Origin of the sequence: Rhizobium sophoriradicis (genome assembly GCF_025200795.1) — a bacterium.
Lineage (GTDB): Bacteria > Pseudomonadota > Alphaproteobacteria > Rhizobiales > Rhizobiaceae > Rhizobium > Rhizobium sophoriradicis.
On sequence record NZ_CP104155.1, the window covers coordinates 1 to 23,391 of the forward strand.

Here is a 23,391-nt window from a genome sequence, read left to right on the forward strand (position 1 = left end):
TTGGACAACATTAGCGTATCGACGACAGATGTGCGGATCGAGCGGCATGCGAACCAGCTTTCGCGGCAGTTGAAGCTGCTGCGTGACAAGCTGTTTCCGCCGCTTTCGCAGAAGACGCTGCGTACATTCTCCTCCGGCGAGGCCGCTCAGATGATCGGCGTTTCCGACGGCTATCTTCGCCAGCTCTCGCTGGATGGCAAGGGGCCGCAACCGGAACTTTCCCCGAATGGCAGGCGCTCCTATACGCTCGGCCAGATCAATGAATTGCGCCATTATATGGCGAAGCTGAAGCCGAAGGATGCGCTCGGCTATCTTCCCTGGCGGTGTCCCGGCGAGAAGCTGCAGACGGTCGCCGTCACCAATTTCAAGGGCGGTTCGGCCAAGACGACGACGACCCTCTATCTGGCGCAGTATCTGGCGCTGGCCGGTTACCGGGTGCTCGCCATCGATCTCGATCCGCAGGCCTCGCTCTCCTCCATGCTCGGCGTGCAGCCCGAATTCGATCTCTCCGACGGCGATACGCTCTATGGCGCAATTCGCTACGATGCAGCCCGCAAGCCGCTGAAGGATATCGTCCGCAAGACCTATTTCGACGGGCTCGATCTGGTGCCGGGCAATCTCGAGCTGATGGAGTTCGAGCATGAGACGCCGCGGGCGCTCAACGATCGCCAAAAGCCGGCCGAGCTGTTCTTCCGCCGGGTCGGCGTGGCAATTGCCGAGGTCGAGGCGGATTACGACGTGGTGGTGATCGATTGCCCGCCGCAGCTCGGCTATCTCACCCTCGGAGCCGTCTGCGCCGCCACATCGCTGCTCATCACCATCCATCCGCAGATGGTCGACGTCGCGTCCATGTCGCAGTTCCTGCTGATGACCTCGGATCTGCTCTCCGTCGTTCGCAAGGCCGGCGGCGACCTGCAGCACGACTTCATCAAATATGTCGTCACCCGCCACGAACCTTTCGATGCACCGCAGTCGCAGATCGTTGCGCTGTTGCGCAGCCTGTTCGGCGATGACGTGTTGACGGCAACCATTCTCAAGTCGACGGCGATTGCCGATGCCGGCCTGACCAAGCAGACGCTCTTCGAAATCGAGAAGGGGCAGGTGCGCCGCTCGACTTACGATCGGGCGTTGGAATCGGTCAATGCCGCCAACGGTGAGGTTCTCGCTGGTATCCACAAAGCCTGGGGCCGCACATGAGCAGACGCGATCGCCTCAAAGGTCTTTTCGACGATACGGCGCAGGAGTTGGCCGCGGCCAACTACGAAGAGACGTCTTCGCGTGGATCGGCCGGGCCGGTTCGGACCATGGCGCTGACCCTCGGCCGCATGGAGGAAGAGAGCAGGGCGATGCAGGAGGCTTTGCTCTCCGGCGAACGCATCGTCGAACTCGATCCCGATCTGATCGATTCCTCCTTCGTCCGTGACCGGCTTGCCGACCAGCCGCTCGATATGGAAGACGAGCTGGTGCAGTCGATTGCCGAGAACGGCCAGGAAGTGCCGGTTCTCGTTCGTCGCCATCCCGACAACGAGGCCCGTTACCAGATCGCTTATGGCCATCGCCGCCTGCAGGCCGTCAGGCTGCTTGGGCGCAAAGTGCAGGCGATCGTCCGCCAACTCGACGATACCGATGTCGTCATCGCGCAGGGTATCGAGAACTCGGCGCGCCGGAACCTTTCCTATATCGAACGCGCCGTCTTCGCCTTCAATCTCGAGCTCAAGGGGTTTGAGCGTCCTGTCATCATGAAGGCGCTGTCGACCGACAAGACGGAGTTGTCGAAGCTGTTGTCGGTCGCAAAAGCCATCCCGGCCGAGATCGTCCGCTCCGTGGGAGCTGCCCCCGGCATTGGGCGGCGTAAATGGATGGCGCTGGCCCAGGACTGGAACGGGATGACGGCGGCGCGGCTTGCGAAGCTTATCGCCTCGGAACAGTTCATGGCGGAAGAGAGCGACCGCCGTTTCGAGCTTTTGGTTGCCGAGCTCGCCCGGAAAGAGGCGAAGCCGGAGCCCACGGAATATGACTGGAAGCCGAAGAGCGGCGGCAAGATTGCCGGCCGAATCAGAAGCGCCGGCAATTCTTTCACGATCGCGTTGAAAACAGGCGATGCGCCGGATTTCGGCGCTTATATTTCACGCCGTCTCGATGAGCTTTACGAAGCCTATCGGGAAGGCAAGTTGCAAGCAGGAGAGTAGGCCGCAAAAGAAAAAAGCCTCCGAACGTTGCCGTCGCGGAAGCCTTTCTCATATCTGGACAATCTGAGAATCGCACTTCCTCGAATCACTGTCAAGCATCTTCGGCATCCTTTTGGGTGGTAAGATTTCTTTTGCCTCGAAAAAAAGGTGAGGGACATGGAGCCTCAATATGTATCGACGCCCTTTGGGCGGCGATCGATGACGCTTGGCATGCTGGCAAGCCAGGAAAGCGCCAGCAAGGTCGATCCGGACGCATCGGTTGACAAGTGGAAGATCTTTCGCTCGCTCTGCGAGGCAAAGGACATGATCGGCGTATCCGATCGTGCGCTTGCCGTTCTCAACGCGTTGTTGACCTTCTATCCGAAGAACGAGATTGCCGAGGCCAACGGCTTCGTGGTTTTTCCTTCGAATGAGCAGCTCTCGTTGCGCACGCATGGCATGGCCGGCACGACGCTGCGGCGGAATCTGGCGATGCTGGTGGAAGCCGGCCTGATCATCCGGCGCGATAGCCCGAACGGCAAACGGTTTGCCCGCCGCAACGGTGAGGGCGGGCTTGGCGAGGCCTTCGGCTTCAGCCTGGCGCCGCTTCTTGCCCGCGCCGGCGAGATCGAAGCGCAGGCGGCTCAGGTGATGGCCGATAGGCTCGAATGGAAGCGCCTGAGGGAGCGCCTGACGCTCTGCCGGCGTGACATCGCCAAGCTGATCGAGATCGCGCTGGAAGAGGAAATTGCGGGCGAATGGATCGAGATGCAGAAGCATTTCAATCTGCTGTCGGCCAGCCTGCCGCGCCGTCCGTCGGCTGCGGAGATGAGAAGCCTGCTGGCGGATCTCGAAGCGTTCCGCGAAATGATCATCAAGACGCTGGAATCGAAAACGAAAACAGAAAAAACAGACGCCAATGACAGCCAAAACGGTCGGCACATACATAATTCAAACCCACACCTAATATCTGAACTTGAACCAAGCTTCGAAACGAAGCAGGGCGCAAAGCCGGAGGAAGAACCGCGGGCGTGGCGGGAGCCGCCAAAATCCTTCCCGCTTGCCATGGTGTTGCAGGCCTGCCCCGAGATCGCCGCTTATGGGCCGGGCGGCGGGATCGGTAGCTGGCGGGATCTGATGGCCGCGGCCGTCATCGTCCGCTCGACGCTGGGCGTCAGCCCGAGCGCCTATCAACTGGCCTGCGATATCATGGGGCCGGAAAACGCCGCCACGGTGATCGCCTGCATTCTGGAACGAGGCGGCCATATCAACTCGGCCGGCGGCTATCTGCGCGACCTGACCCGACGGGCGGAACGCGGCGAATTCTCGCTCGGGCCGATGCTGATGGCGTTGATGCGGGCAAATGGTCCGCTGGCGAGGAGAACCGGGTGAGCGGGTGGCCAAAAAGCCTCGCGCCAGCTGCGAGGGTTAGAAGGAAATGCGGCCTGTCGATGAAACCCCTAACCGCTTTCTTCCCCCACCACTTTTATTGAAATACACCGTTAACCATGTCATAGTGACGGAAGAAAACATGTCTTTTGCTTCCATTTGTGAAAAACCGTAAAGCTTAACAATGCGCTACGATATAGACGGTGCGATGCTGCAAAACCTGCTTCCACCCCTTGCCGCCGCAGAGGACGGATTGGCACGGCTGGACGAGCGGGTGTTGCGCTCGCCGGTCGGCGAGGGATTTGCCGAACGCAGTCATTTCTTCGATGCCGCCGGTGCGCTCTGGGTCGCCGGCGAACTCGTGCATGTCGAGGATCTCGTTTTGCACGACGCGCATATGGATAGCCGCGCGCCGAGCCACGAACTGACGATCGCCCATTCGGTGCTGCGGACGCGTCGGCGCATCTGGACCGGGGAACCTTCCTGGGCGATCGGAGCGTCGGGCCTTGCAACGCTGACGGCAGCCATGGGGGAAGGGGAGGGGGCCGCGCTGGAAAGCAAAAGCCCGGCGATCGAGGTCGACACCGAGGAAGAGGGCGAGGATGAAGACGGGCCGCTCGCCGCCGAGATGGCGGAGATCGATGCGCTGCTTGCCCGCTCGCAGAAGCTCATCGATATCCATACGGGCAAGGCGCCGGCCAGCGAGGCGGTGGCCGCAATGTCCTCAGCCAAGCGCAACGACGACCCGCTCGGCCTGCTCGGCGACGAGGAATGGGACGAGGAACAGCGGCTTGCGGAGTGGCGAAACGTCTTGCCATTGGCCGACAGCCTGCCGCCGGTTCTCGGCGCCGTCATTCTGTTCGAGGCCTGGGACAGGATCGAGCCGCTACGGCGTCAGCATTGGCTCGGTGGTCTTCTGGTCGCAAGTTATCTACGCGCCCGCGGCAAGGTCGCCTCGCATCTCTTTTCCTTTTACGGCGGGCTGAAACTGGTGCGTCACGAGCGGCGTCGGGCACGTGACCGGGCCACCCGGCTGCAAGCCTTTCTGGAGGCGATGCATCTGGGTGCCGCGGCCGGTCTCAAGGAAATCGACCGGTTGTCGCTGGCACGCACGCAGATGGAGTTGCGCTATCGCGGCCGCCGTTCGAACAGCAGCCTGCCGGACCTTGCCGATTTCATCCTGTCGCGGCCGATGGTCTCGGCGGCGATGATCGCCCGCCATCTCAGGATTACGCCGCGCGGCGCGCTGAACCTCGTCAATGAAATCGGCATTCGCGAAATCACCGGCCGCGGCCGCTATCGTGCCTGGGGTATTATTTGAAAAGAAAACGGCCGGGCGTGAACCCGGCCGCTTCGTTTTGAGATGAGCACCCGATCTGCCATCCTGTCACAGACTGCAGACCGGGCGCTCTTGCGCTTCCATTGCCCCCGGAAGCGCGGTCCTATTCCCGCTCGCCCGTGAAGTTGAGCAGAAGCGTGAAGATGTTGACGAAGTTCAGGTAGAGTGAGAGCGCACCGAAGACGGCGAGCTTCTGGTTCGATTCCTGATCATAATTTTCCGAATACTGTTCCTTGATGTTCTGCGTGTCGTAGGCGGTGAGGCCGACGAAGACGACGATGCCGATCACCGAGATGGCGAACTGCAGCGCGCTCGAACCCAGGAAGATGTTGACGATGCTGGCGATGATGACGCCGAAGAGGCCCATCATTAGGAACGAGCCCATGCGCGACAGGTCGCGCTTGGTCACATAGCCGTATAGGCTGGTGGCGCCGAACATCGTGGCGGTGATGAAGAACGTGCGCGCGATGCTCATCCCGGTGAACACCAGGAAGACGGAGGCGAGCGACAGGCCCATCACGGCGCAGAAGGCCCAGAAGGTGATCTGCGCGGTGCTCGCCGACATCGTCTGGATGCGGAACGAGAAGAAGAAGACGAAGGCGAGCGGCGCCAGCATCACCACCCACTTCAGCGGCGAGCCGAAGATCGGCACGTAAAGCGCCGGCGTCGAACCGACGACGAAGGCGACGAGGCCGGTGATGACGAGGCCGAGAGCCATGTAATTGTAGACGCGCAGCATGTGCTGGCGCAGACCCTCGTCGAAGATAGCCTGGGAGCCGGCAACGGCGCCATAGCGGGGATTGATCGGGTTCATGCTGATCTCCTCGGTTAGAATTAATAGAGCGAGCGGGCGAGCCGTTCGGCCGCCTGATCGAGATTGAGACCGCTATCATCGGCGATAAGCGCATACGCGACTTCGCCGATCTGCCAATAGGCGGCTTCTGCTTTGTCAAGCGTGAGATGGCTGACCGGCTTGACCTCGAAAGCGCCCGGACGGACGGCGAAAAGCGACAGCCGCTTTCCATCCGACTGCTCGATCGCCATCTCGACGCTCGGGCCGAATTCGGACGGGAAGATCTGCACGTCGGCGATCTTCCAATCCGTAGGCAGTTCGGGCATCACGATTGCGGTGGCCGCGCGGATTTCGTCGGCGCTGTAAGTGGTCGGTGGCTGCGAAGGCATGGTTTCGCGCAGGACCGCGGTCTGATAGGCGCGGACGGCATCCTCGACATAGGCGGGCGCTGGAACGGAGGCCGCCACCTCGGTCGCCGAGAATGCACCGAAGGAATTGTGCGCCACCCAGCCGGCGGTCACCAGAATACCGACGGCGGCGATGCGCTGCATCGAATGGAAAATGCGGCCGTACGAAAGGCCGCGTTCCAGCCGGCGGGCGGCATCGCGGGTCTCGGGACGGCCGAAGGCTCTTTCGCCGGCAAGCGACAGGCGCAGTTCACCCTTCATGCTGAGATCGGCCATCACCTTGGCGGCAATCGCCGGATTCTCAGAAAGATAGGACTCCACCTGGATGCGGCGGGCGACATCGAGCTCGCCGTCCACATAGGCGTCGAGATCGGCATCGACGATCGGATCAACTGCTTTCATGGCCGTTCCCTCCGATTAATCTCAGTTGCGAAACGCGCGGCGTCTTCTCCTCGAATTCGCGCAGCTGTGTGCGGGCGCGGGAGATGCGCGACATCAACGTGCCGATCGGGATGCCGAGCGCATTGGCGGCTTCCTGATAGGAAAGATCTTCGATTGCCACGAGATGCAGCGCCTCGCGCTGTTCCTCCGGCAGATCGAAGAAGGCGTCTCGCACCTGCTGCAGACGCACGGCATGCTCCTGACCGGCGGGCAGGGACTGCTCGGCTTCGACAGCCGCTTCATCGTGGCGGCGCGTCAGCGACCGGTTCTGGCGAAGTCGATCGATATGGGCATTGTGCAGAATCGAAAGCAGCCAGGTACGCAGGTTGCCGCCGCTGCGGAAGCTTTTTCGCTTCTCGAAGGCGCGCACCAGCGCATCATGCACCAGGTCTTCTGCCTCGTCCGAATTGCGCACCAGCGCGCGCGCGTAACGCCTTAGCGCTGCGAGCTGTCCGATGACGTCAAAAGGACGGTCTTCGCGTTCCATGATTGAGTATACGCAAGCCCGCCGGATTTTATTCCCCGGCAGGGCAAAAAAATCAGCCGGACGGGACATCGCCGCCGAAGATTCGGGCAGGATACGATCAACGCCTCAAATCGGCGATTGTTTATGACAATTACATGACAGATTATTCACGCCGCTGATTGGAGGGGAAGATACAAAATGAAGGAAAAGAAGCGGGTCTACGAAGCTCTCGTGGACGGCGCCATGGAAGGGCTGACGGGTGAGGCGCTCTATGATTTCGTCAAGATGCGTTGTCCGAAGGCCACCAGCAAGAAGATCGTCCGGGCCTCGCTTCTCGCCCTGACCGATCCGCATCTCAAGGACCGCAATATTCTCGACGTGATCTACGCGCTGGCGATCAAGCACCGGCTCGACGACGGCGTACTCGATGACGGCGACGAGGATGATGCTGCAGAGCCGGCGCCGTTCTCTCACGCGCTCATCCAGGACACATCTCGACCTTCCTGAAATGCTCAGCGGCCATCTGAAAGCTCTTCGAGAATCGGACAGTCCGGCCGGTCATTGCCGTGGCAGGCATGCACGAGGTGCTCCAGCGTGCGGCGAAGTTCCGTCAGCTCACGGATCTTGCGGTCGATCTCCCCGAGTTTGCTCTCGGCGATATCCTTGACGTCGGCGCTCGCCCGACCTTTGTCCTCATAGAGCGCCAGCAATTGCCGGCATTCGTCGACCGAAAAGCCGAGACCGCGCGAGCGCTGCAGGAAACGCAGTTTGTGAACATCGCTCGCAGCGTAGTCGCGATAGCCGTTTCCGCCCCTTTCGGGACGGATCAGGCCGATATCCTCGTAATAGCGGATCGTCTTCGAAGGCAGGCCGGACCGCTCAGATGCCTCGCCGATATTCATCGTCATCTCCTATAATTTTGCAAAGCGCAGCCTCAGCGCATTGGCGATCACCGACACCGACGACAGGCTCATTGCCGCCGCTGCGATCATCGGCGACAGCAGCAGGCCGAAGACCGGATAGAGCACACCGGCGGCGACCGGGACGCCGAGGGCATTATAGCCGAAGGCGAAACCGAGATTCTGGCGGATATTGCGCATCGTCGCCGCCGCCAGCCGCCGCGCCCTGACGATGCCGTTGAGGTCGCCCTTGACCAATGTAATGCCGGCACTTTCCATCGCCACATCGGCGCCGGTGCCCATGGCGATGCCGACATCGGCAGTAGCAAGTGCCGGCGCATCGTTGACACCGTCGCCGGCCATGGCGATGACGGCGCCCTTCGCGCGCAGTTCCTCGATCAGCGCCTTCTTGCCTTCCGGCAACACGTCGGCGCGGACCTCGTCGATACCGAGGCTCTTCGCCACCGCCCTCGCCGTGCGCTCGTTGTCGCCGGTCGCCATGATGATCTTCAGCCCGCTTTCGTGCAGCGCCTTGATGGCGGCTGATGTCGTCGGCTTGATCCGGTCGGCGACGGCAACGAGGCCGGCAAGCTTGCCGTCGACCGTGACGAACATCACCGTCTTGCCATCGCCGCGCAGCGCTTCTGTCTTCTCCGACAACGCCGACGGATCGACGCCGAGATCGGCGAGCATTGCGGCATTGCCGAGCGCCACGCTCGTGGTGGCGGCAAGGCCCTTGACACCCTTGCCGGTCTTAGCCTCGAAGCCGGTGACCTCGACGAAGGTGGCACCGCGCTCTTCGGCGCCGGAAACGATCGCTTCGGCCAGCGGATGTTCGGAGCCGCGCTCCAGGCTTGCCGCCAGCGACAGCAGCCGGTTTTCTTCGATGCCGCCGAAGGCGACGATGTCGGTGAGAACAGGCTTGCCTTCGGTCAGCGTGCCTGTTTTGTCGACGATCAGCGTGTCGACCTTGGAAAAGCGTTCCAGCGCTTCGGCATCCTTGATCAGCACGCCTTCCTGAGCGCCGCGCCCGGTCGCGATCATGATCGACATCGGCGTCGCAAGACCGAGCGCGCAGGGGCAGGCGATGATCAGAACGGCGACGGCGGCCAGCAGCGCATTGGCCAGGCTCGGTTCCGGCCCGATCGCGGCCCAGACGATGAAGGCAAGGATGGCCGCGACGACGACGGCCGGCACGAAGACGGCCGACACCCGGTCGACTGCGCCTTGGATTGGCGCCCGCGAGCGTTGCGCCGCGGCGACCATGTCGATGATGCGCGACAGCACTGTGTCTGCGCCGACTTTCTCGGCCGACATGACGAGGGAGCCGTTCTTGTTGATCGTACCGCCGGTCAACCCGTCGCCCGTCGTCTTCTCGACCGGCAAGGGCTCGCCTGTAATCATCGATTCATCGACGGTCGACTGGCCCTCAAGGACGGACCCGTCCACCGGAATGCGTTCGCCGGGACGCACGCGCAGCCGGTCGCCGGCCTGGATGTCGTCCACCGGCACGTCGCTTTCGCTGCCGTCGGCATTGATGCGGCGCGCCGTCTTCGGCGCGAGATCAAGCAGGGCGCGGATCGCCGAGCCGGTGCGTTCGCGCGCCTTCAATTCCAGCACCTGGCCGACGAAGACGAGCGCGACGATGACGGCGGCCGCCTCGAAATAGACCGGCACGGCGGCGCCGTGGCCGCGAAAGCTCATCGGGAAGATCCCGGGCGCAAGCGTGGCGACGAGGCTGTAGAGATAGGCGGTGCCGACGCCGAGACCGATCAGCGTCCACATGTTCGGGCTGCGGTTGACGAGGGACGCCCAGGCGCGGCGGAAGAAGGGCAGGGCCGCCCACAGCACCACCGGCGTTGCCAGCAATAGCTCGATGTAGGTCGCCTGCGGTTCGCCGATCGCTTCGCGGAGCGGCAGGCCGAGCATCGGCCCCATGCCGAGCGCCAGCAGCGGCAGGGCAAGGATGGCGCTGACCCAGAGCCGTCTGGTGAAATCCACAAGTTCCGGGTTCGGGCCTTCGTCATCAGGAGGAATACCCGCCGGTTCCAGCGCCATGCCGCATTTCGGGCAGTCGCCGGGACGGTCGCTGACGACCTCAGGATGCATCGGGCAAGTATAGAGCGTGCCCTTCGGCGCCGGCTTTGCGGCCGGGCGGTTGCCGTCGCGATAGGCCGTGGGGTCGGCTTCGAACTTGGTCTTGCAGCCGGCCGAGCAGAAGTAGAATTTTTCGCCGTCGACCTTCAGAAAATGTTTTGCCGTCGAACGATCGACGGCCATGCCGCAGACAGGGTCCTTCGCTGTCAGGTAATCCTGCGGCGTCGCCGCGAATTTCGTCCGGCAGCTCTCGGAGCAGAAATGGTGGATGCGGCCAGCATGCGTAAGCGAGGGCTTGCCGGCCTCCGGATCGACGGTCATGCCGCAGACGGGATCACGAATGACCGTGTCGGCGGCTTTCTCCCGAGCATGGCTGCAATGGCTATGATCATTGCCATGGGTGTGACCGTGATGGTGGTCGTGTTTTTTGTTCATGCTTATCTCCTATGCCCCAAGGGCAGTTGGAGAGACTTATCGACCTTCCAGCAACTGGAAGGTCAAGTGCTAATTTCGGCGAGATTGATTTTTCGACGGCCGCCGCTCGCTTCCGGAGCGGGTGGGGGGCTTCACATAAAATGGCACAGATATACGCTAAGCGCTTTGGACATCGGAAATTCCGATCTTTTGGCGCAACGGCCGCAGCCCTCCGGCCGTCGCGGAGGCGCGATCCGAGAGCGCAGGCCCCTGTCAAACAAGATGTTTTGCCGACAGGCAGCTTTCCGACGAACTGCAGCGCGACCAATGTCCGGAAAGCCGTGGCGGACATTCGTGCTTTCGAGACTTCAGTTACCTTTAATGCGTGCCCGAAGCTTGAGGAGATAAGACCTGGCCTTCCAAGCGAATAGCGCAAAGCTGATGTTTACAGCCACTGCAACGGTGACAACGGTCGTAAGCGCCCACAGACTGCCGCTTAAGAAGCTGCCGATAGTCAGTAGCAAGACATCTGCGACGATCAGCACTCCCCATCCTGGTCCGGCGTTAATTTGACGTTGCAGGGACCGCAGCGACCCGCGCCGAGATTGCTGAAGCTCCATCGCCCGGGCTATAAACTTGTTGAGCGGATAATTGGCTTCCCGATCCTTGATCGAAAAGCACACCTCCAACTCGTACTGGACGTCATCCAGAAAAGCGCGGAACCTACGAAGCCCTCGAAAGCTGTCGTAGAGCGCACCCTTCCTTTTGGGATCGGCCAACAAGAAGTCGAGAAAGTGGTCTTCGTCGTAGGGTGCGCCCGGCGTCGCGCGGTGCTTCTCGAAAAGGCGAAGAATTTTAGTTCGGGCTTCAGTCATGCTTGCTTCCCCAACGTCCAACTCGTTGTTCAATGATAATCCTTGCAAAAACTCGTTGCGCCGATTTCCGCATGTTTGATTCTTACGCCAGTCCGAACGTCTCCTTTTTCACACACCCACACCGTTAGCGGATTCTGTCCGGACGCGGCAACCTTGCCGTCGAACCTGCGGCAGATTCCGACGGAGGATCGGACGCGTCGAAGGTGGCAAGCGGCTATTCCTGCTCCAATGTCAAACAGGTGTTTTTAGACACCCGCCATCCTTAGCGTATATCTTTGCCCATTTTATGTGACGGACCCGGGTGGCTTGGCGCCATCCTCAGGTCGGGCTGATCAGCCCGAGGGGCTGGCTTCCGAGCAAGGCGGCAACCGAGATGCTGCCGCCGGGCTCGATGGGTTTTCCGGTCAGCAGATCCGCCTTCAACCCGTGAAGAGGGGAGGGCACCGCGATCGCCGTGTCCTCCCAGAACTCCGGACCGGCAAAAAGCACGCGGGGATCGAGCCAGCCGAACATCATTCGGGGCACGGCGACGATTGCGAAATCGCCTTTATGCACCCGGGCAAAGGCGAGCAGATGGTCGCGGCGGCTGCCCGTCGCCTTCAACGGCAGATAATCGCCTTTCGAAAACAGAGCCGGGTGCCGCCGGCGCAGCTGCAGGCCAATGCTGACGATGCGCTGCTTCAACGCCGCCGCCTGTAGCTTGGCGATCGGTCCGGCTTCAGCAAGCCAGGCAGCCAGCTGTTCGTGGTCGACCGGTCGGCGATTGTCGGGATCGACGAGACTGAAATCGAAACCTTCCGCGCCCTGGTAAATGTCGGGAATGCCCGGCGCCGTCAGCTTGAGCAGTGTCTGCGACAGGCTGTTGACGTAGCCGGCCGCAATGAAGGGCTGCAGTACTCCTTCGAAATCTTCGAGAAAGGCGTCATTATCGGGCGACACCAGCGCCGCGGCATAACTCGTGACGGCCTCCTCATAAGCGTCATCCTGTTCCGTCCAGGCGGTGCGCAATTTCGCCTCGCGCACCGCCTTGACCGCGTAGTCGGTAAAGCGGGCGCGCAGCTCTTCCATCTGCCCTCTGTCGAAATCCTCCGGCCAGACGCCGGCAAGCGCCTGATAGAGCATCCATTCGGTATTCGGCTCCGGTGCCGCACCATCCGGCAGATCCTTCAGCCACGCCCGGTTCATCTCACGCCAACGCGCCACCGCCTGGGCAAAAACATCCGAGCCCTCGCTCAAGGCATAGAGCCTTGCGCGTGTATCCTCGCCGCGCTTGGTGTCGTGGGTCGCCGTTGCCGAAAGCCCATGCGGCTGCAGCCGCGCCCGTTCGGCCATGCGGCGGTGGAAGCCGTCCAGGCCCTCGGGCGGCTTGCCCGGTTCGCTGCCGACTTCGTTTGCGGCAAGCAGCCGGTTATAGCGGTAGAACAGCGTATCCTCGGTCGCCTTCGCCATGACCGGCCCGCTCAATTGCTGGAAGCGGATCCGGAATTCATGAGCCGCATCACCGTCGATCCTGCCTTCGAGAAGCTTCAGCACATGATCAAGCGCGCGCCGGTCGTCGAGCTCTGCCATGACGTGCGATGCGGTCGCGGCTAGGACAGCCGAATCCTGCCAGGATAGCGGACCGCCGTCGCCATAGGTGCGGTAGACGGGAAAGGCGATGAGCAGCGCGTTGATAGCGGTGGCGATCTCTGCTCTGTCGAGTTCGGGAAAGATGTCCGCGGCGATCGTTGTCAGGGTGCCGGTCTCCCCGGCGAAATTGCGCTCCACCATCTGTCGCCTGGCAAGCCGCCGACCCTCTTCGGGATCAGCCGTCTCGCCGGCGAGGCGGCGATAGGCATCATCCAATATGCGCAGTCCGCCGGCGTCGATGAAGAGTTCGCTCAGCGCGGCGATGAATTCATATCCTGTGGTGCCCGCGACCGGCCAGCTCTCCGGCAACACCTCGCTTGCTCCGAGGATCTTTTCCACCACGATATAGATATCGGCTCCGACCGCTCCCCGAAGCCTGTCGAGATAGGCCTTGGGTTCGGCGAGCCCGTCGACATGATCGATGCGCAGCCCCTGCACCTTGCCCTGGCGCACCAGCTCGAGCACCAGCCGATGCAGGTCGTCGAACACCGGGGGATCTTCGACGCGGGTGCCGACCAGTCCGGTCACTTCGAAAAAACGGCGATAGCTCAGATGCCGCGCCGCCTCCTTCCAATGCGTGAGGCGCCAATGCTGTTCCTCATGCAGGCTTCTGAGAAAGTCATGATCGGACGAAACGTCCTCGAGTTTTTGCCGGAGGATCGACCGATCGCCGCCTTCGAAGAGGATATCGCGCAGCGCGCGAGCAAAATCCGCCCCCGATGTGACGGCCGCCTCCGCCATTCGCATGGCGACTGGATCGTCGAGGCGGTTGGCGAGCGCACCGTAGCTGCTGGGGTTCAGCGGCAATAGGGTCTGGAAGTAAGCCAAGCCAAAGTTGCCGTGCGCCTCGTCGAGCACGAGACGCAATTCGCCTGCAGCCAGCGCCTCTTCGAAATTCTGGCCGAGCTGCGGCAGGGTCAGCGGCTCGCTCCAATCGATATCGAAGTGGCCGGCATAAGCGCTTTGCCGCCCGAACGTCAGGACGTCGCGCCACCAGCCGTTTTCCGGCGAGGCGGCCATATGGTTCGGGACGATGTCGAGGATGAGGCCCATGCCCGCCGCGGCCAGGCGTTCCGTCAGCCGGTCAAAGCCTGCCCGGCCGCCGAGCGCGGGGTCGATGTCGTTGGCGTCGGTGACGTCATAACCATGGGTCGAACCGCTGACGGCGGTGAAGATGGGTGAGGCGTAAAGGTGGCTGATACCGAGCGTCTTGAGATAGGGAATAAGAGCGCAGGCGCGATCGAAGGTCATGCCGTTGCGGAACTGTATCCGGTAGGTCGCTGTCGGAAGTGTCATGAGCCCGTCTGACGTTGGAGGGAGATTTCTTCCAACGGTTGCCTCCGGGCTTTGGTTCCTTCAGTCGATGAAAACGCCCACACTTGCGGCTCGTCCGGCTGAATCGATGACGGTCAGCTTCGAATAGCCGCCGCCATCGGGCTGCCATTGTTGGGTGCGCCGACGCGATAGGTCAGGCAGCGGCTTGCCGTTTGCAAGCCAGCGGAAGGGCGCGCGGCCGCCCTGCAGCTTCAGCATCAACGGCGATAGATCACCGCCTTTTGCGCCGAGATCGATATGGGCGCCTTCGGGCGGATAGACGATCTGCGGCGCGGGTTCGCGCCCGGAGGCGACGAGCAGGCCGCTGGCATTCAGCGCAAAACGCCGCTGGCTGATCGGAAGCTCCGATTGGGCGATGCGGATGGCCCCGGCGGGGGGCCGCGGCAAGGGTGTCGTCGCGATACCTGATTTGGCAAAAGCTTCGAACAGGATGGGTGCTGCGGTGCCATAGCCGGTCAGACCCGGCACGGCGCTGTTGTCGGGCCGGCCGACCCAGACGCCGAGCACATAGCGCCCGTCATAGCCGACCGACCAGGCGTCGCGGTAACCGTAGCTGGTGCCGGTCTTGTAGGCGATGCCGCGCTGCGGCGCGCCGGCGGGGGGAATGACGCCGGAGAGGATATCGGCGACGTTCCAGACCGCGACCGGCTCCAGCAGCGGTTCGCCGTCGAGCTTATCAGGTGTGCCGGTTATGCCGTCGCCGAGCCGTGCCGGCTGGCCGCGATCGGCGAGCGCCGTATAGAGCTGCACCAGATCCTTGAGCGTGATGCCGACGCCGCCAAGACCGATCGCAAGACCGGGCGTCTCGTTCGGCGGCAGAACCGGGCGCACCTCGGCACGGCGAAAGCGCACCATCAGCCGTGACGGGCCGACGGCGTCGAGCAGCTTGACGGCCGGCACGTTCAAGGAAAGCTGCAAGGCCTCGCGCACGGTGACGTCGCCCTGGTAGCTCATGTCGAAATTGCGCGGCCGGTAGCCGAAGAAATCGGCCGGCCGGTCTTCGATGATCGTCTCCTGAGAGACAAGGCCCTGTTCGAAGGCGAGCCCGTAGATGAAGGGCTTCAGCGTCGAACCGGGCGAGCGGTTGACGCGCGTCATATCGATCCAGCCGGAGCGGCTGGCGTCGAAATAATCGGCCGAGCCGACCTCGCCGACGATCGCGCCGGTCTGGGCATCGGCCATCACCATGGCGAGCGAAAGCTTCGGTCCGAGCTTCATGGCCGCCGCCCGGGCGACCGCTTCCAGCCCTTGTTGCACCTGCTTCTTCAAGGTCGTCCGATGCTTGAGGACATCAGGCTTCTTGCGAAGCGCGGCTTCCGCGACATGGGCGGCCAATGCCGGCAGCTGCATGCGCCGCATGGGGATCGCGACAGCTTCGGCCCGCTCCGCCTCGCCATCGCCGACGGCCTCGGCCACTGCGGCCCGCTCCAGCACGCGTTTGCGCGCCCCTTGCGCCGCCTGGAGATTGCGGTCCGGCCGGCGCCGTTCCGGCAATTGCGGCAGGGCGACGAGCAGGGCGGCTTCGGCGACGGTCAGGCGGCGCGGCTCCTTGCCGAAATAGGCGAGGCTTGCGGCGCGCACGCCCTCCAGATTGCCGCCATAGGGCGCATGCGTCAGATAGAGATCGAGGATCTCGTCCTTCGACAGCCGCCGTTCGATCTGCACGGCGCGGGCGAGCTGCAACAGTTTTGCCGCAAACGAACGTTCCGCGCGCGGCTCGATCAGCCGCGCCACCTGCATCGATAGCGTCGAGGCGCCGGAGACGATGCGGCCGTTGCGGACGAATTGCAAGCTGGCTCGCCCGAGGGCCCAGACGTCGACGCCGCCGTGATCGTAGAAACGCTGATCCTCGTAGGCAACAAGCATGCGCAGGAATTGCGGATCGACATCGGCGACCGTCGTTTTCAGCCGCCAGCGGCCTTCGGCCGTCGCGAAGGCGCGCAGCAGCTGCCCGTCGGCATCCAGCACTTCCGGGGAAACCATATCCGCCTTGTCGAGCGGCGGCGGAAAGGCCTTGTCGGCGGCGTCGAGCGCGAAGAGGGCCGCGCCGGCAAGAAGAATGCCGGCGGCGGACCCGATCGCAAACTTGTGCCATCGTCTCATTGTTGCGCCGCTACGACCTCCATCTTGCCGGTCGCCGTGCGGGCCGAAAACTCCGGCCGATACATATCCTCGACGCTTGCTGCCGGATGGTCGTAGGTGCCGGGGGTGACGGCGCGCACGACATAGGCGACGTTGAATTCGCGATTGTCGCCGGCCGCACGGTTGAAGGCGGCGACGAAGCGGTCGTAGCGGAATTCCGTATGGGCAGCGGAGATTTCGCCGATCCAGTCGAAATTCGTCATCTGGGCGCTGTCGACGAGGTTGGGATTGTCGATCTCGAAACCGGCGGGCAGAAGATCGGTGATGACAATGCGCGACGGCCAGTCGTTGGTCTCGCGCACATGGATGACGACGACGTAGCGTTCATTCTGCTTCGCCTCGGTGACATTCGCCTGCTCGCCGTCGAGCGTGTAATAGCTGCGCTCGATGAGGAAGCCATCGCCGCCGGCCGGCAGCGGCACGGTCGGGGCGGCAACGGTCGTAACGATGGCCGAGACCGCGTCTTTCGTCTGGTTGGTCAAGGTCAGCGGATGGTCGGCGAGTGCCTCGCCGGCCAGCCGGGCCATATAGGCGCCGGTGTGCGCCGCGCCATTGACGTCGATCTTCAGGCCGTCATCACCGCCCTGGATGGCGCGCGCGGCAAGCAGCATCCAGGTTTCTTCCTGGGTGCTCTTGTATTTGCTGCGACCCCATTCCTTGGCGACGGCCTTGGCAAGATCCGGGATGACAGGCGGAACCGGCCGGCTTTCGGCAGCAAGCGCCAGGATCGCCGCGCCGTCGCGCAGGATCGTGCCGTAATCGGTCCGCGACAGGTTCACGCGCGACACCATCGACTGCTGCGACATCTGCAGTGCGTCGACGAAGATGTTCTTCGAACGCTGGGCGTCGCCATAAAGCGCCAATGCGGCGGCGATATGCGCCTTGGCGAGCGGCGTCGGGAAGTCGTTGATCATCGTATCGGCGTAATAACGCAGATCGCTGATCGCGGCCTTCTTGTTGCGGGCCAGCACATAGACGGCATAGGCGATCTGGTCGCCCTGGCCCTTGATGTCGGTGGTGTAGGAGAGGGTATTCTGCAGGTTTTCGAGCGCCTGCACGAAGGCCCTTTCCGGCACGTCATATTTCATTTCGCGGGCTCGCGTCAGGAAATCGGTGACGTAGGAATCGAGCCAAACGTCGCCCGAATCCGGCCCCCAGAGGCCGAAGCTGCCGGCCGAGGCCTGGTAGGAGAGCACGCGGTAGATCGCGTCCTGCACGCGCTTGCGCACATCGTCGTCGTTTTCGATGCCGGCCTGCTTGGCCACTTCGGCGAAGTAGAGCAGCGGTAGCGCCCGGCTGGTGGTCTGCTCGGCGCAGCCGAAGGGATAGCGGTCGAGCGTCATCAAGAGCGCCGGAATGTCGAAGGCGGCCGAACGGGTGACGTTGACGCTGATTGCCGCGCCGGGCAGCACGCTGTCGGCCAGGAGGTTCTTGTCGACGGTGAGCTTGGCCCCCGGCTTCAGCGCCAGCACCCTGCGCTGGGTGATCGGCAGGGATGCCGGGCGTACCGGCACGTTGACGGTCTGGTCGAGCGACAGGCCGGAGGCGTCGGAGAGGTTGATCGAGACGCTGCCGGCGCCCGGCTGCTTGCCGATCAGCGAAAGCGTCAGCTCCGTCTTTGCGCCGGCCTCGAGGCGGATCGTCTGCGCGGCGGAGGTCTGCTCGATGCCGACCGCCTCATCGCCGGTCAGCTGCAGTTTGAAGTCGCCGGCCGGCGCATCGGTATTGGCAATGTCGAGGCGCAGATCGGCCTTGTCGCCGGGGGCCAGGAATTTCGGCAGGCTCGCGGTGACGACGACGGGATCACGGATGATGACATCCTTGACGCCGTGGCCGACACCGGTCTTCGACCATGCCACAGCCATGACGCGCGCCGTACCGTTGAATTGGGGGATATCGAAGGAGACGTTGGCCTTGCCTTCGGCGTCGAGCTTCACCGGGCCGGAGAAGAAGGCAACGAGCTTCTGCGTCGGCGGGCTTGCCTGCAACGCAATGGCGCCGCCGTCGCCGCCGGTCCTGAGCTTGCCGGTGGCACCCAGCGAACCGTCGATCAGCCGGCCATAGAGGTCGCGGATCTCAAGGCCGAGCTGGCGCTGGCCGAAATACCAGTCCTCCGGATTTGGCGGTTCGTAGCGCGTCAGGTTGAGAATGCCGACATCGACGGCGGCAACCGTGACATAGGCATCCTCATTGGCGCTCGCACCAGCCACCTGCAGGCCGATGTTCAACGGTCCGCGCGGCAGCATCTTTTCCGGTGTGTCGAGTTTGACCTGCAGAGCGCGCTGTGCGGGATCGACCTTCAGCCATTGGATGCCGATCGAGCGCATCGGCATGTGGCTGTCCTGGGCGTCGCCGGGACGGAAGAGGGTCGCGGTCACATAGGCGCCGGCGCCCCAGTCTGATGTGACGGGGATGTCGACCTCGCCGCCGCTCTCGCCGATCGTCGCATTCTGCACGGCGACGAGCTTTTCGGTTCCTGATGTCACCATCAACTCGCCGCCGTAGCGCGAGGTGACTTTCAGCTTGGCCGTCTCGCCGATCTTGTAGCTGTCCTTGTCGAGGGCGATTTCCAGCCCGTCCGGCGTTTCGGTCGAGGTCGAGGCGACGAACCAGCCGGCGTCGAATTCGACGCTCGAGGTCGGGCCGTCGGCATCCGGGCTTTCCACTTCGAGGCGATAACGGCCCCATGTTACCGGCACGGAGATCTTGCCGCCCTCCAGCGTCGCATCGACGCTGCCGTTGGAAATCTGCTCGGCGGTATAGACCGGCTCGTATTTCCACGCCGTTCCCTCGCGATACCATTGGTATTCGCGGTTGAGGCTGTAGAATTTCCAGCGCAGGTCCTTGCTCTCCTGCTTCTTGCCATCGGCGCTGACGCCGATCACCGTGAAGTTGGCGATCGAATTCTCGGGCAGTTCGTCGGAAAATTCCGGCTTGATGCCGATCGAAGCGCGCTCGTTCTTCACCGGAATGACAAGCGAGCGTTCGATGGCGCGTCCGCCCGCTTCCTGCATCCTGATGTAGACGGTGGCGTTGAGCAGCTGCGTCGTCGCCGGCAGCTCGCCGACGGTGAGATCGGTCGAAGCTTGCCCGTTCTCGTCGAGCTCCGGCAGACCGTCGATCGGCAGGCGCGAATCTTCGCTCGCCTCTTCGTCGGCGAGACCGAACAGAAAGCCCTTATAGGCGGCGTTCTCACGCGTCGGTTTGACGACGACATCGCCTTCAAGCGTCAGGCCGGCGGCCGGGGCGCCATAGAGATACTTGCCCGAAATGGTGACATTCGCCGGCGTATCCGGGCCGATTTCCTTGGCCTCGGTCTTGATCTCCATGTCGGTGCGATCGGGCACGAAATCATCGACGAGGAAACTCTTGCTGGCGATCGCACTGCCCTTGGGATCGGTATAGATGTTCATCGTCCAGGTGCCGCGCATGGCGTTTTCCTGGGTGGCGAAATCGATGGAATAACCGCCAAGGTTGCTGGTCTGGCTGACGATCCGCCGGTCTTCGACGCCGTCCGGGCGGCTGAAAATGAAGGTGAGCGGCAGGTTTTCGATGGCGTTGCCGTCGGTGTCGCGGGCAAGCGCCTGGGCATGCACCGTTTCGCCGGCCCGGTAGATGCCGCGTTCGGTGAAGGCCAGGACGTCGATTGCGCCGGGTGCGGCGCGACCGGTGACGCCGCGGTCGAAGAGGTCGAAGCCGGCCCGGGTCATATCGAGGAAGACATAGTCCGACGTGCCGTTCCTGGCGGCGATGACGGCGGGCGTCAGCGCCGCCGTGCCGCGGATCAGGCCGGCGGTGAAGGTGGCGCGGCCGTTTTCGTCTGTTGTCGCGGTGCCGAGCACTTCATTGTTCTTGGCAAGCAGCTGCAATTCGACGCCTGACATCGGCTTTGCCGAGGCAAGCGAGCGGGCGAAGACGTTGAGCCCGTCCGTGCCGGCATAGGTGGTGATGCCGATATCGGAGACGAGGAACCATTGCGTCGCCTGCGAATTCCACTCCTGCGCCGGGCCGTTCGGCGCCGTTGCCGTCATGACGTAGATGCCGGGCTTGCGCTCCGGCAGCGCCTCGTCGACCGGGAAGCTGGTGACGATGTCCTTGTTCAGCTCGTGGGCGATCTCGATCGAGCCCTGCCAGACGAGCTCGCCGCTCTGGTCCTGGATGTTCTGGGCGCTGTAGCCGTCGAGCTGGCTGAGGAACTGCGAGTTCGTCAACAGCGGCGCAATGGCGCGGTCGCCGATGCGGTAGAGTTTCAGATTGGCCGAGGTCATGTTGACCGAGACGATCGGGATGCCGCGGCGCGCCGTCGAGGGCAGCACGAAGCTGTCGCCGGTAAACCGCACCATCTGGCTGCGGTCCTTGATATAGACGTCGACGGTGACAGGTGCGTCGAGGGTCTCGTCGACGGACGACGGCAGCCCGGTGCGGAAGGCGATCTTGTAGGTCTCGCCATGCGTCAGTCCTTCGACGCAGATCTGCTTATCCTTGGTCTCGACCGCCTTCGGCGCCTCGCCGTTCAGCGTTACGAAAGGTGTGTAGTCGGTAGTCTTGACGAGCGCCTCGGAGAAGGTGGCGCAGGCGCGCGGCGTGGCGCTGTCGGCGTCGACCGTGTGTTCGGTGATGCGGAAGCCATGCGTCGCCTTCAGCTGCAGATAGGCCGCCTGCACATCGTCGGAGGCAACGAGCGCCAGGCTCGCCTTGTAGGCGTAGAGGGCCGGGCGGTAATTGGCGTTTCGGTCCAAGGCGTCGGCGAGCACGGCGAGCGCCTCGGCGCGCTTGGCCTTGGTGCGCGTCAGCTCGTAGCCGTTCAGCGCGTCGAGCACGGCCTGGCCGCTCGTGCCGGTCTGGGTGCTGCCGAGCGTAGCGGCGGCGCGGGCGGTTTCGAGCCAGAGATCGGCATCGTCGGGCGTGATCGACAGTGCGCCATGAAAGGCGATCAGCGCGTCGGTCAGATTGTTGGCGGTCATGTCGAGACGGGCGCCGGCCGTCAGGCTGTCGACGCTCTGGCCCTGCTGGGCGTCGGTTAGGGCAAGATTGTCCCTGAAGTCGTGGGCCTGCTGGATCAGGTCGTCGGCCAGGAAGGTCAGGCGCGGCGCCGCGCCGATATCCGGCTCCTTCTGGGCGGCGGTCTCAACGATCTTGCCGGCGATGGCGCCGGGGAAGGCGTTCATCGTCTTGAAATCGGATTTCAGGAAGCACCATTTCACCTTGGGATTGTAAGTGAAGGCCTTGCAGCTCTTGTCGCCGATGCAGGAGGTCTTGCACTGATCGAGCGAGACGTTCTGCTCGGTGCGAAGATCGAAGCCGAAGAAATCGGCGTCCTTGATCGTCTGGATGTCACGCTTGGTTTCCGCGGCGGCGGCTGGAAAACTGACGGCGATCATCGACAAAAATGCGATGCTAGCGAAAGCGAAGAACGAGCGCACGGACATAGGTTCCCCCCAAAGGATACAGGCGATGCTGGCTCTGACTGGCCGCACTCTCCTCACTCCTCACGAGATTGTCAACTCAACTTGAGGGTTGTTTCACCTTCGCACAGGGGCTTTCTTCGAGCTGTCACATCGGCGTGAGCAACCGCTTTGTGATTTGCCGCATTTGCAAGGGTGAGCAAGGATTTGGGCGACCCTTTGGAGGTAGCCCGATGTCCATCTCTTCCAACCGTCGGCGCCTCGCCACGTTCCTTGCCGTCGCGGCCGTTTTGCTCGGTGCGGATGTAGCCGCCGCTGCCGAAGAGGCGGTCGTGATCCCGCCGCCTGCTATCGACGAAGCCCCCGGCTCGGGCACGCAGACCGCCATTTTCGCCGGCGGCTGCTTCTGGGGCGTCCAGGGCGTCTTCCAGCATGTGAAGGGTGTCGAAAGCGCCGTCTCCGGTTATGCCGGCGGCACGGCCAAAACGGCGCAGTACGAAATCGTCAGCACCGGCTCGACAGGCCATGCCGAAGCCGTCGAGGTGAAGTTCGATCCGAAACAGGTCAGCTACGGCAGGTTGCTGCAGATTTTCTTCTCCGTGGCGCATAACCCGACGCAGCTGAACTTCCAGGGACCGGACCGGGGCACCCAATATCGCTCGGCGCTGTTCGTCCTCGATCCGCAGCAGCGCAAGGTCGCCGAGCGTTATATCGATCAGCTCGACAAGGCGCATGTCTTCCCGCGGCCGATCGTCACCAAAGTGTCTGAAACCACCGGCTTCTATCCTGCCGAAGCCTATCATCAGGATTTCCTGACGCTCAACCCGACCTATCCCTATATCGTCTATAATGACCTGCCGAAAATCGAGAACCTGAAGTCGCTGTTTCCCGCCGACTACCGCAGCCAGCCGGTCCTCGTCGGCAAGACCAGGGGCTGATTAACCGGTCAGGGCATGATGTCGATGGGTGTACGGTCGGGGACGCGAGCCCAGATATCGCGCATTTCCGCATTGGTGACGGCAATACAGCCATCGGTCCAATCCCAAAGGCGATGGGCTTCGCCAAGCAGGCCCCAGCCATTGGGCAGCCCGTGAATCATGATGTTGCCGCCAGGCGGAAAGCCGTTCACATTCGCCGCGCGCTGCTCTTCCGGCTTCGGATAGGAAATATGCAGGCTCAGATGCGCCATCGATTTCGGATTGCGCCAATCTATTTCGTAGCGCCCTTCAGGCGTCTTCTCGTCGCCTTCGCGTTGTTTGGGGCCTGCATCGGCAGCACTGCCCAGAGAAATTTGATAGGTCGCGATAGGAGCGTCGCCTTTAAGGAGAACCATGCGGCGTTCGGATTTATAAACGCGAATAAGATCGGCGCGCTGGTCCACCGGTGCGTCCGGAGGCGGCGAGCCTGAGCCGATCCTGGCCATCACCTTGGTATAGGCGAAAAGGCCAACGGCCACGATCGCCAGCACGACAACCTTGTTTCTCAAGCCGATCCTCAATCATCGAGCCAATGAATAATCATATCGTGTCATCGCGCCCTCAACCAGAGGTGCGCGCTCAAGATCGGCGATTGTTTTTTGCCTTGCCGGCGGC

The 23,391-nt window shown here is 62.8% G+C and carries 16 protein-coding genes; 6 read left to right on the forward strand and 10 right to left on the reverse strand.

All coding sequences use genetic code 11. The features are described from left to right. The 4 genes from repA (at position 1) to N2597_RS28540 (ending at position 4,878) form a co-directional block, all read left to right on the forward strand. Positions 1 to 1,197 (forward strand): plasmid partitioning protein RepA, encoded by a 1,197-nt coding sequence (repA, locus tag N2597_RS28525; RefSeq protein WP_183598750.1) that lies wholly within the window; start codon positions 1 to 3, stop codon positions 1,195 to 1,197. After that, on the forward strand, positions 1,194 to 2,189 hold the full coding sequence (gene repB, locus N2597_RS28530) for a plasmid partitioning protein RepB (protein WP_096762846.1): 996 nt from the start codon (positions 1,194 to 1,196) through the stop codon (positions 2,187 to 2,189). The genes repA and repB overlap by 4 nt, the downstream gene beginning before the upstream one ends. A 156-nt stretch (positions 2,190 to 2,345) precedes the next feature. Beyond that, positions 2,346 to 3,560: a plasmid replication protein RepC gene (gene repC, locus N2597_RS28535; RefSeq protein WP_097663906.1), complete on the forward strand. Its 1,215-nt coding sequence runs from the start codon at positions 2,346 to 2,348 to the stop codon at positions 3,558 to 3,560. A 181-nt stretch (positions 3,561 to 3,741) separates the two neighbouring features. Beyond that, positions 3,742 to 4,878 carry an RHE_PE00001 family protein gene (locus N2597_RS28540; protein ID WP_096762848.1) on the forward strand — a complete coding sequence of 379 codons (1,137 nt, stop codon included), beginning with the start codon at positions 3,742 to 3,744 and terminating at the stop codon, positions 4,876 to 4,878. A 121-nt stretch (positions 4,879 to 4,999) separates the two neighbouring features. Here the strand turns inward: N2597_RS28540 and N2597_RS28545 are convergent, their stop codons facing one another. Genes N2597_RS28545 through N2597_RS28555 form a run of 3 tightly spaced genes read right to left on the reverse strand, consistent with a single transcriptional unit; the run spans position 5,000 to position 7,024 of the window. Further along, positions 5,000 to 5,710, reverse strand: coding sequence for a Bax inhibitor-1/YccA family protein (locus tag N2597_RS28545; RefSeq protein WP_040111272.1), 711 nt, complete (start codon positions 5,708 to 5,710; stop codon positions 5,000 to 5,002). Between the two features lie 20 nt (positions 5,711 to 5,730). Beyond that, positions 5,731 to 6,498, reverse strand: a complete 768-nt coding sequence (locus N2597_RS28550; RefSeq protein WP_183598752.1) for an anti-sigma factor family protein — start codon at positions 6,496 to 6,498, stop codon at positions 5,731 to 5,733. Further along, complete coding sequence (locus N2597_RS28555; RefSeq protein WP_183598754.1) at positions 6,485 to 7,024, reverse strand: sigma-70 family RNA polymerase sigma factor; 540 nt, start codon at positions 7,022 to 7,024, stop codon at positions 6,485 to 6,487. The genes N2597_RS28550 and N2597_RS28555 overlap by 14 nt, the downstream gene beginning before the upstream one ends. 177 nt (positions 7,025 to 7,201) lie before the next feature. Between N2597_RS28555 and N2597_RS28560 the strand changes: the two genes are divergently transcribed. Beyond that, entirely contained in the window at positions 7,202 to 7,510 is a 309-nt protein-coding gene (locus N2597_RS28560) for a hypothetical protein (protein WP_040111275.1), read from the forward strand. 5 nt (positions 7,511 to 7,515) lie between these two features. Here N2597_RS28560 and cueR read toward each other — a convergent pair whose 3' ends face one another. The 6 genes from cueR to N2597_RS28590 all read right to left on the reverse strand — a co-directional run bounded on the left by cueR (position 7,516) and on the right by N2597_RS28590 (position 21,823). Continuing rightward, positions 7,516 to 7,905, reverse strand: a complete 390-nt coding sequence (gene cueR / locus N2597_RS28565) for a Cu(I)-responsive transcriptional regulator (protein ID WP_096762849.1) — start codon at positions 7,903 to 7,905, stop codon at positions 7,516 to 7,518. 9 nt (positions 7,906 to 7,914) lie between these two features. Next, a complete protein-coding gene (locus N2597_RS28570; protein WP_077989538.1) occupies positions 7,915 to 10,434 on the reverse strand; it encodes a heavy metal translocating P-type ATPase in 2,520 nt (839 codons plus the stop codon). Positions 10,435 to 10,781: 347 nt separating this feature from the next. Continuing rightward, positions 10,782 to 11,288: a hypothetical protein gene (locus N2597_RS28575; RefSeq protein ID WP_183598756.1), complete on the reverse strand. Its 507-nt coding sequence runs from the start codon at positions 11,286 to 11,288 to the stop codon at positions 10,782 to 10,784. A gap of 318 nt (positions 11,289 to 11,606) precedes the next feature. Beyond that, positions 11,607 to 14,213 carry a malto-oligosyltrehalose synthase gene (gene treY / locus N2597_RS28580; protein ID WP_183598758.1) on the reverse strand — a complete coding sequence of 869 codons (2,607 nt, stop codon included), beginning with the start codon at positions 14,211 to 14,213 and terminating at the stop codon, positions 11,607 to 11,609. Positions 14,214 to 14,273: 60 nt separating this feature from the next. Next, positions 14,274 to 16,355 (reverse strand): penicillin-binding protein 1C, encoded by a 2,082-nt coding sequence (gene pbpC / locus N2597_RS28585; protein ID WP_183598760.1) that lies wholly within the window; start codon positions 16,353 to 16,355, stop codon positions 14,274 to 14,276. Further along, entirely contained in the window at positions 16,352 to 21,823 is a 5,472-nt protein-coding gene (locus N2597_RS28590) for an alpha-2-macroglobulin family protein (protein ID WP_183598762.1), read from the reverse strand. The genes pbpC and N2597_RS28590 overlap by 4 nt, the downstream gene beginning before the upstream one ends. A 209-nt stretch (positions 21,824 to 22,032) precedes the next feature. Between N2597_RS28590 and msrA the strand changes: the two genes are divergently transcribed. Further along, the gene (gene msrA, locus N2597_RS28595; RefSeq protein WP_077989533.1) at positions 22,033 to 22,737 is read left to right on the forward strand and encodes a peptide-methionine (S)-S-oxide reductase MsrA; all 705 of its coding nucleotides are present in this window, start codon (positions 22,033 to 22,035) and stop codon (positions 22,735 to 22,737) included. An 8-nt stretch (positions 22,738 to 22,745) separates the two neighbouring features. On the opposite strand, the gene N2597_RS28600 is transcribed toward msrA, so the two are convergent. Beyond that, positions 22,746 to 23,285: a L,D-transpeptidase family protein gene (locus tag N2597_RS28600; RefSeq protein ID WP_183598850.1), complete on the reverse strand. Its 540-nt coding sequence runs from the start codon at positions 23,283 to 23,285 to the stop codon at positions 22,746 to 22,748. Between the last annotated feature and the right edge of the window lie 106 nt (positions 23,286 to 23,391).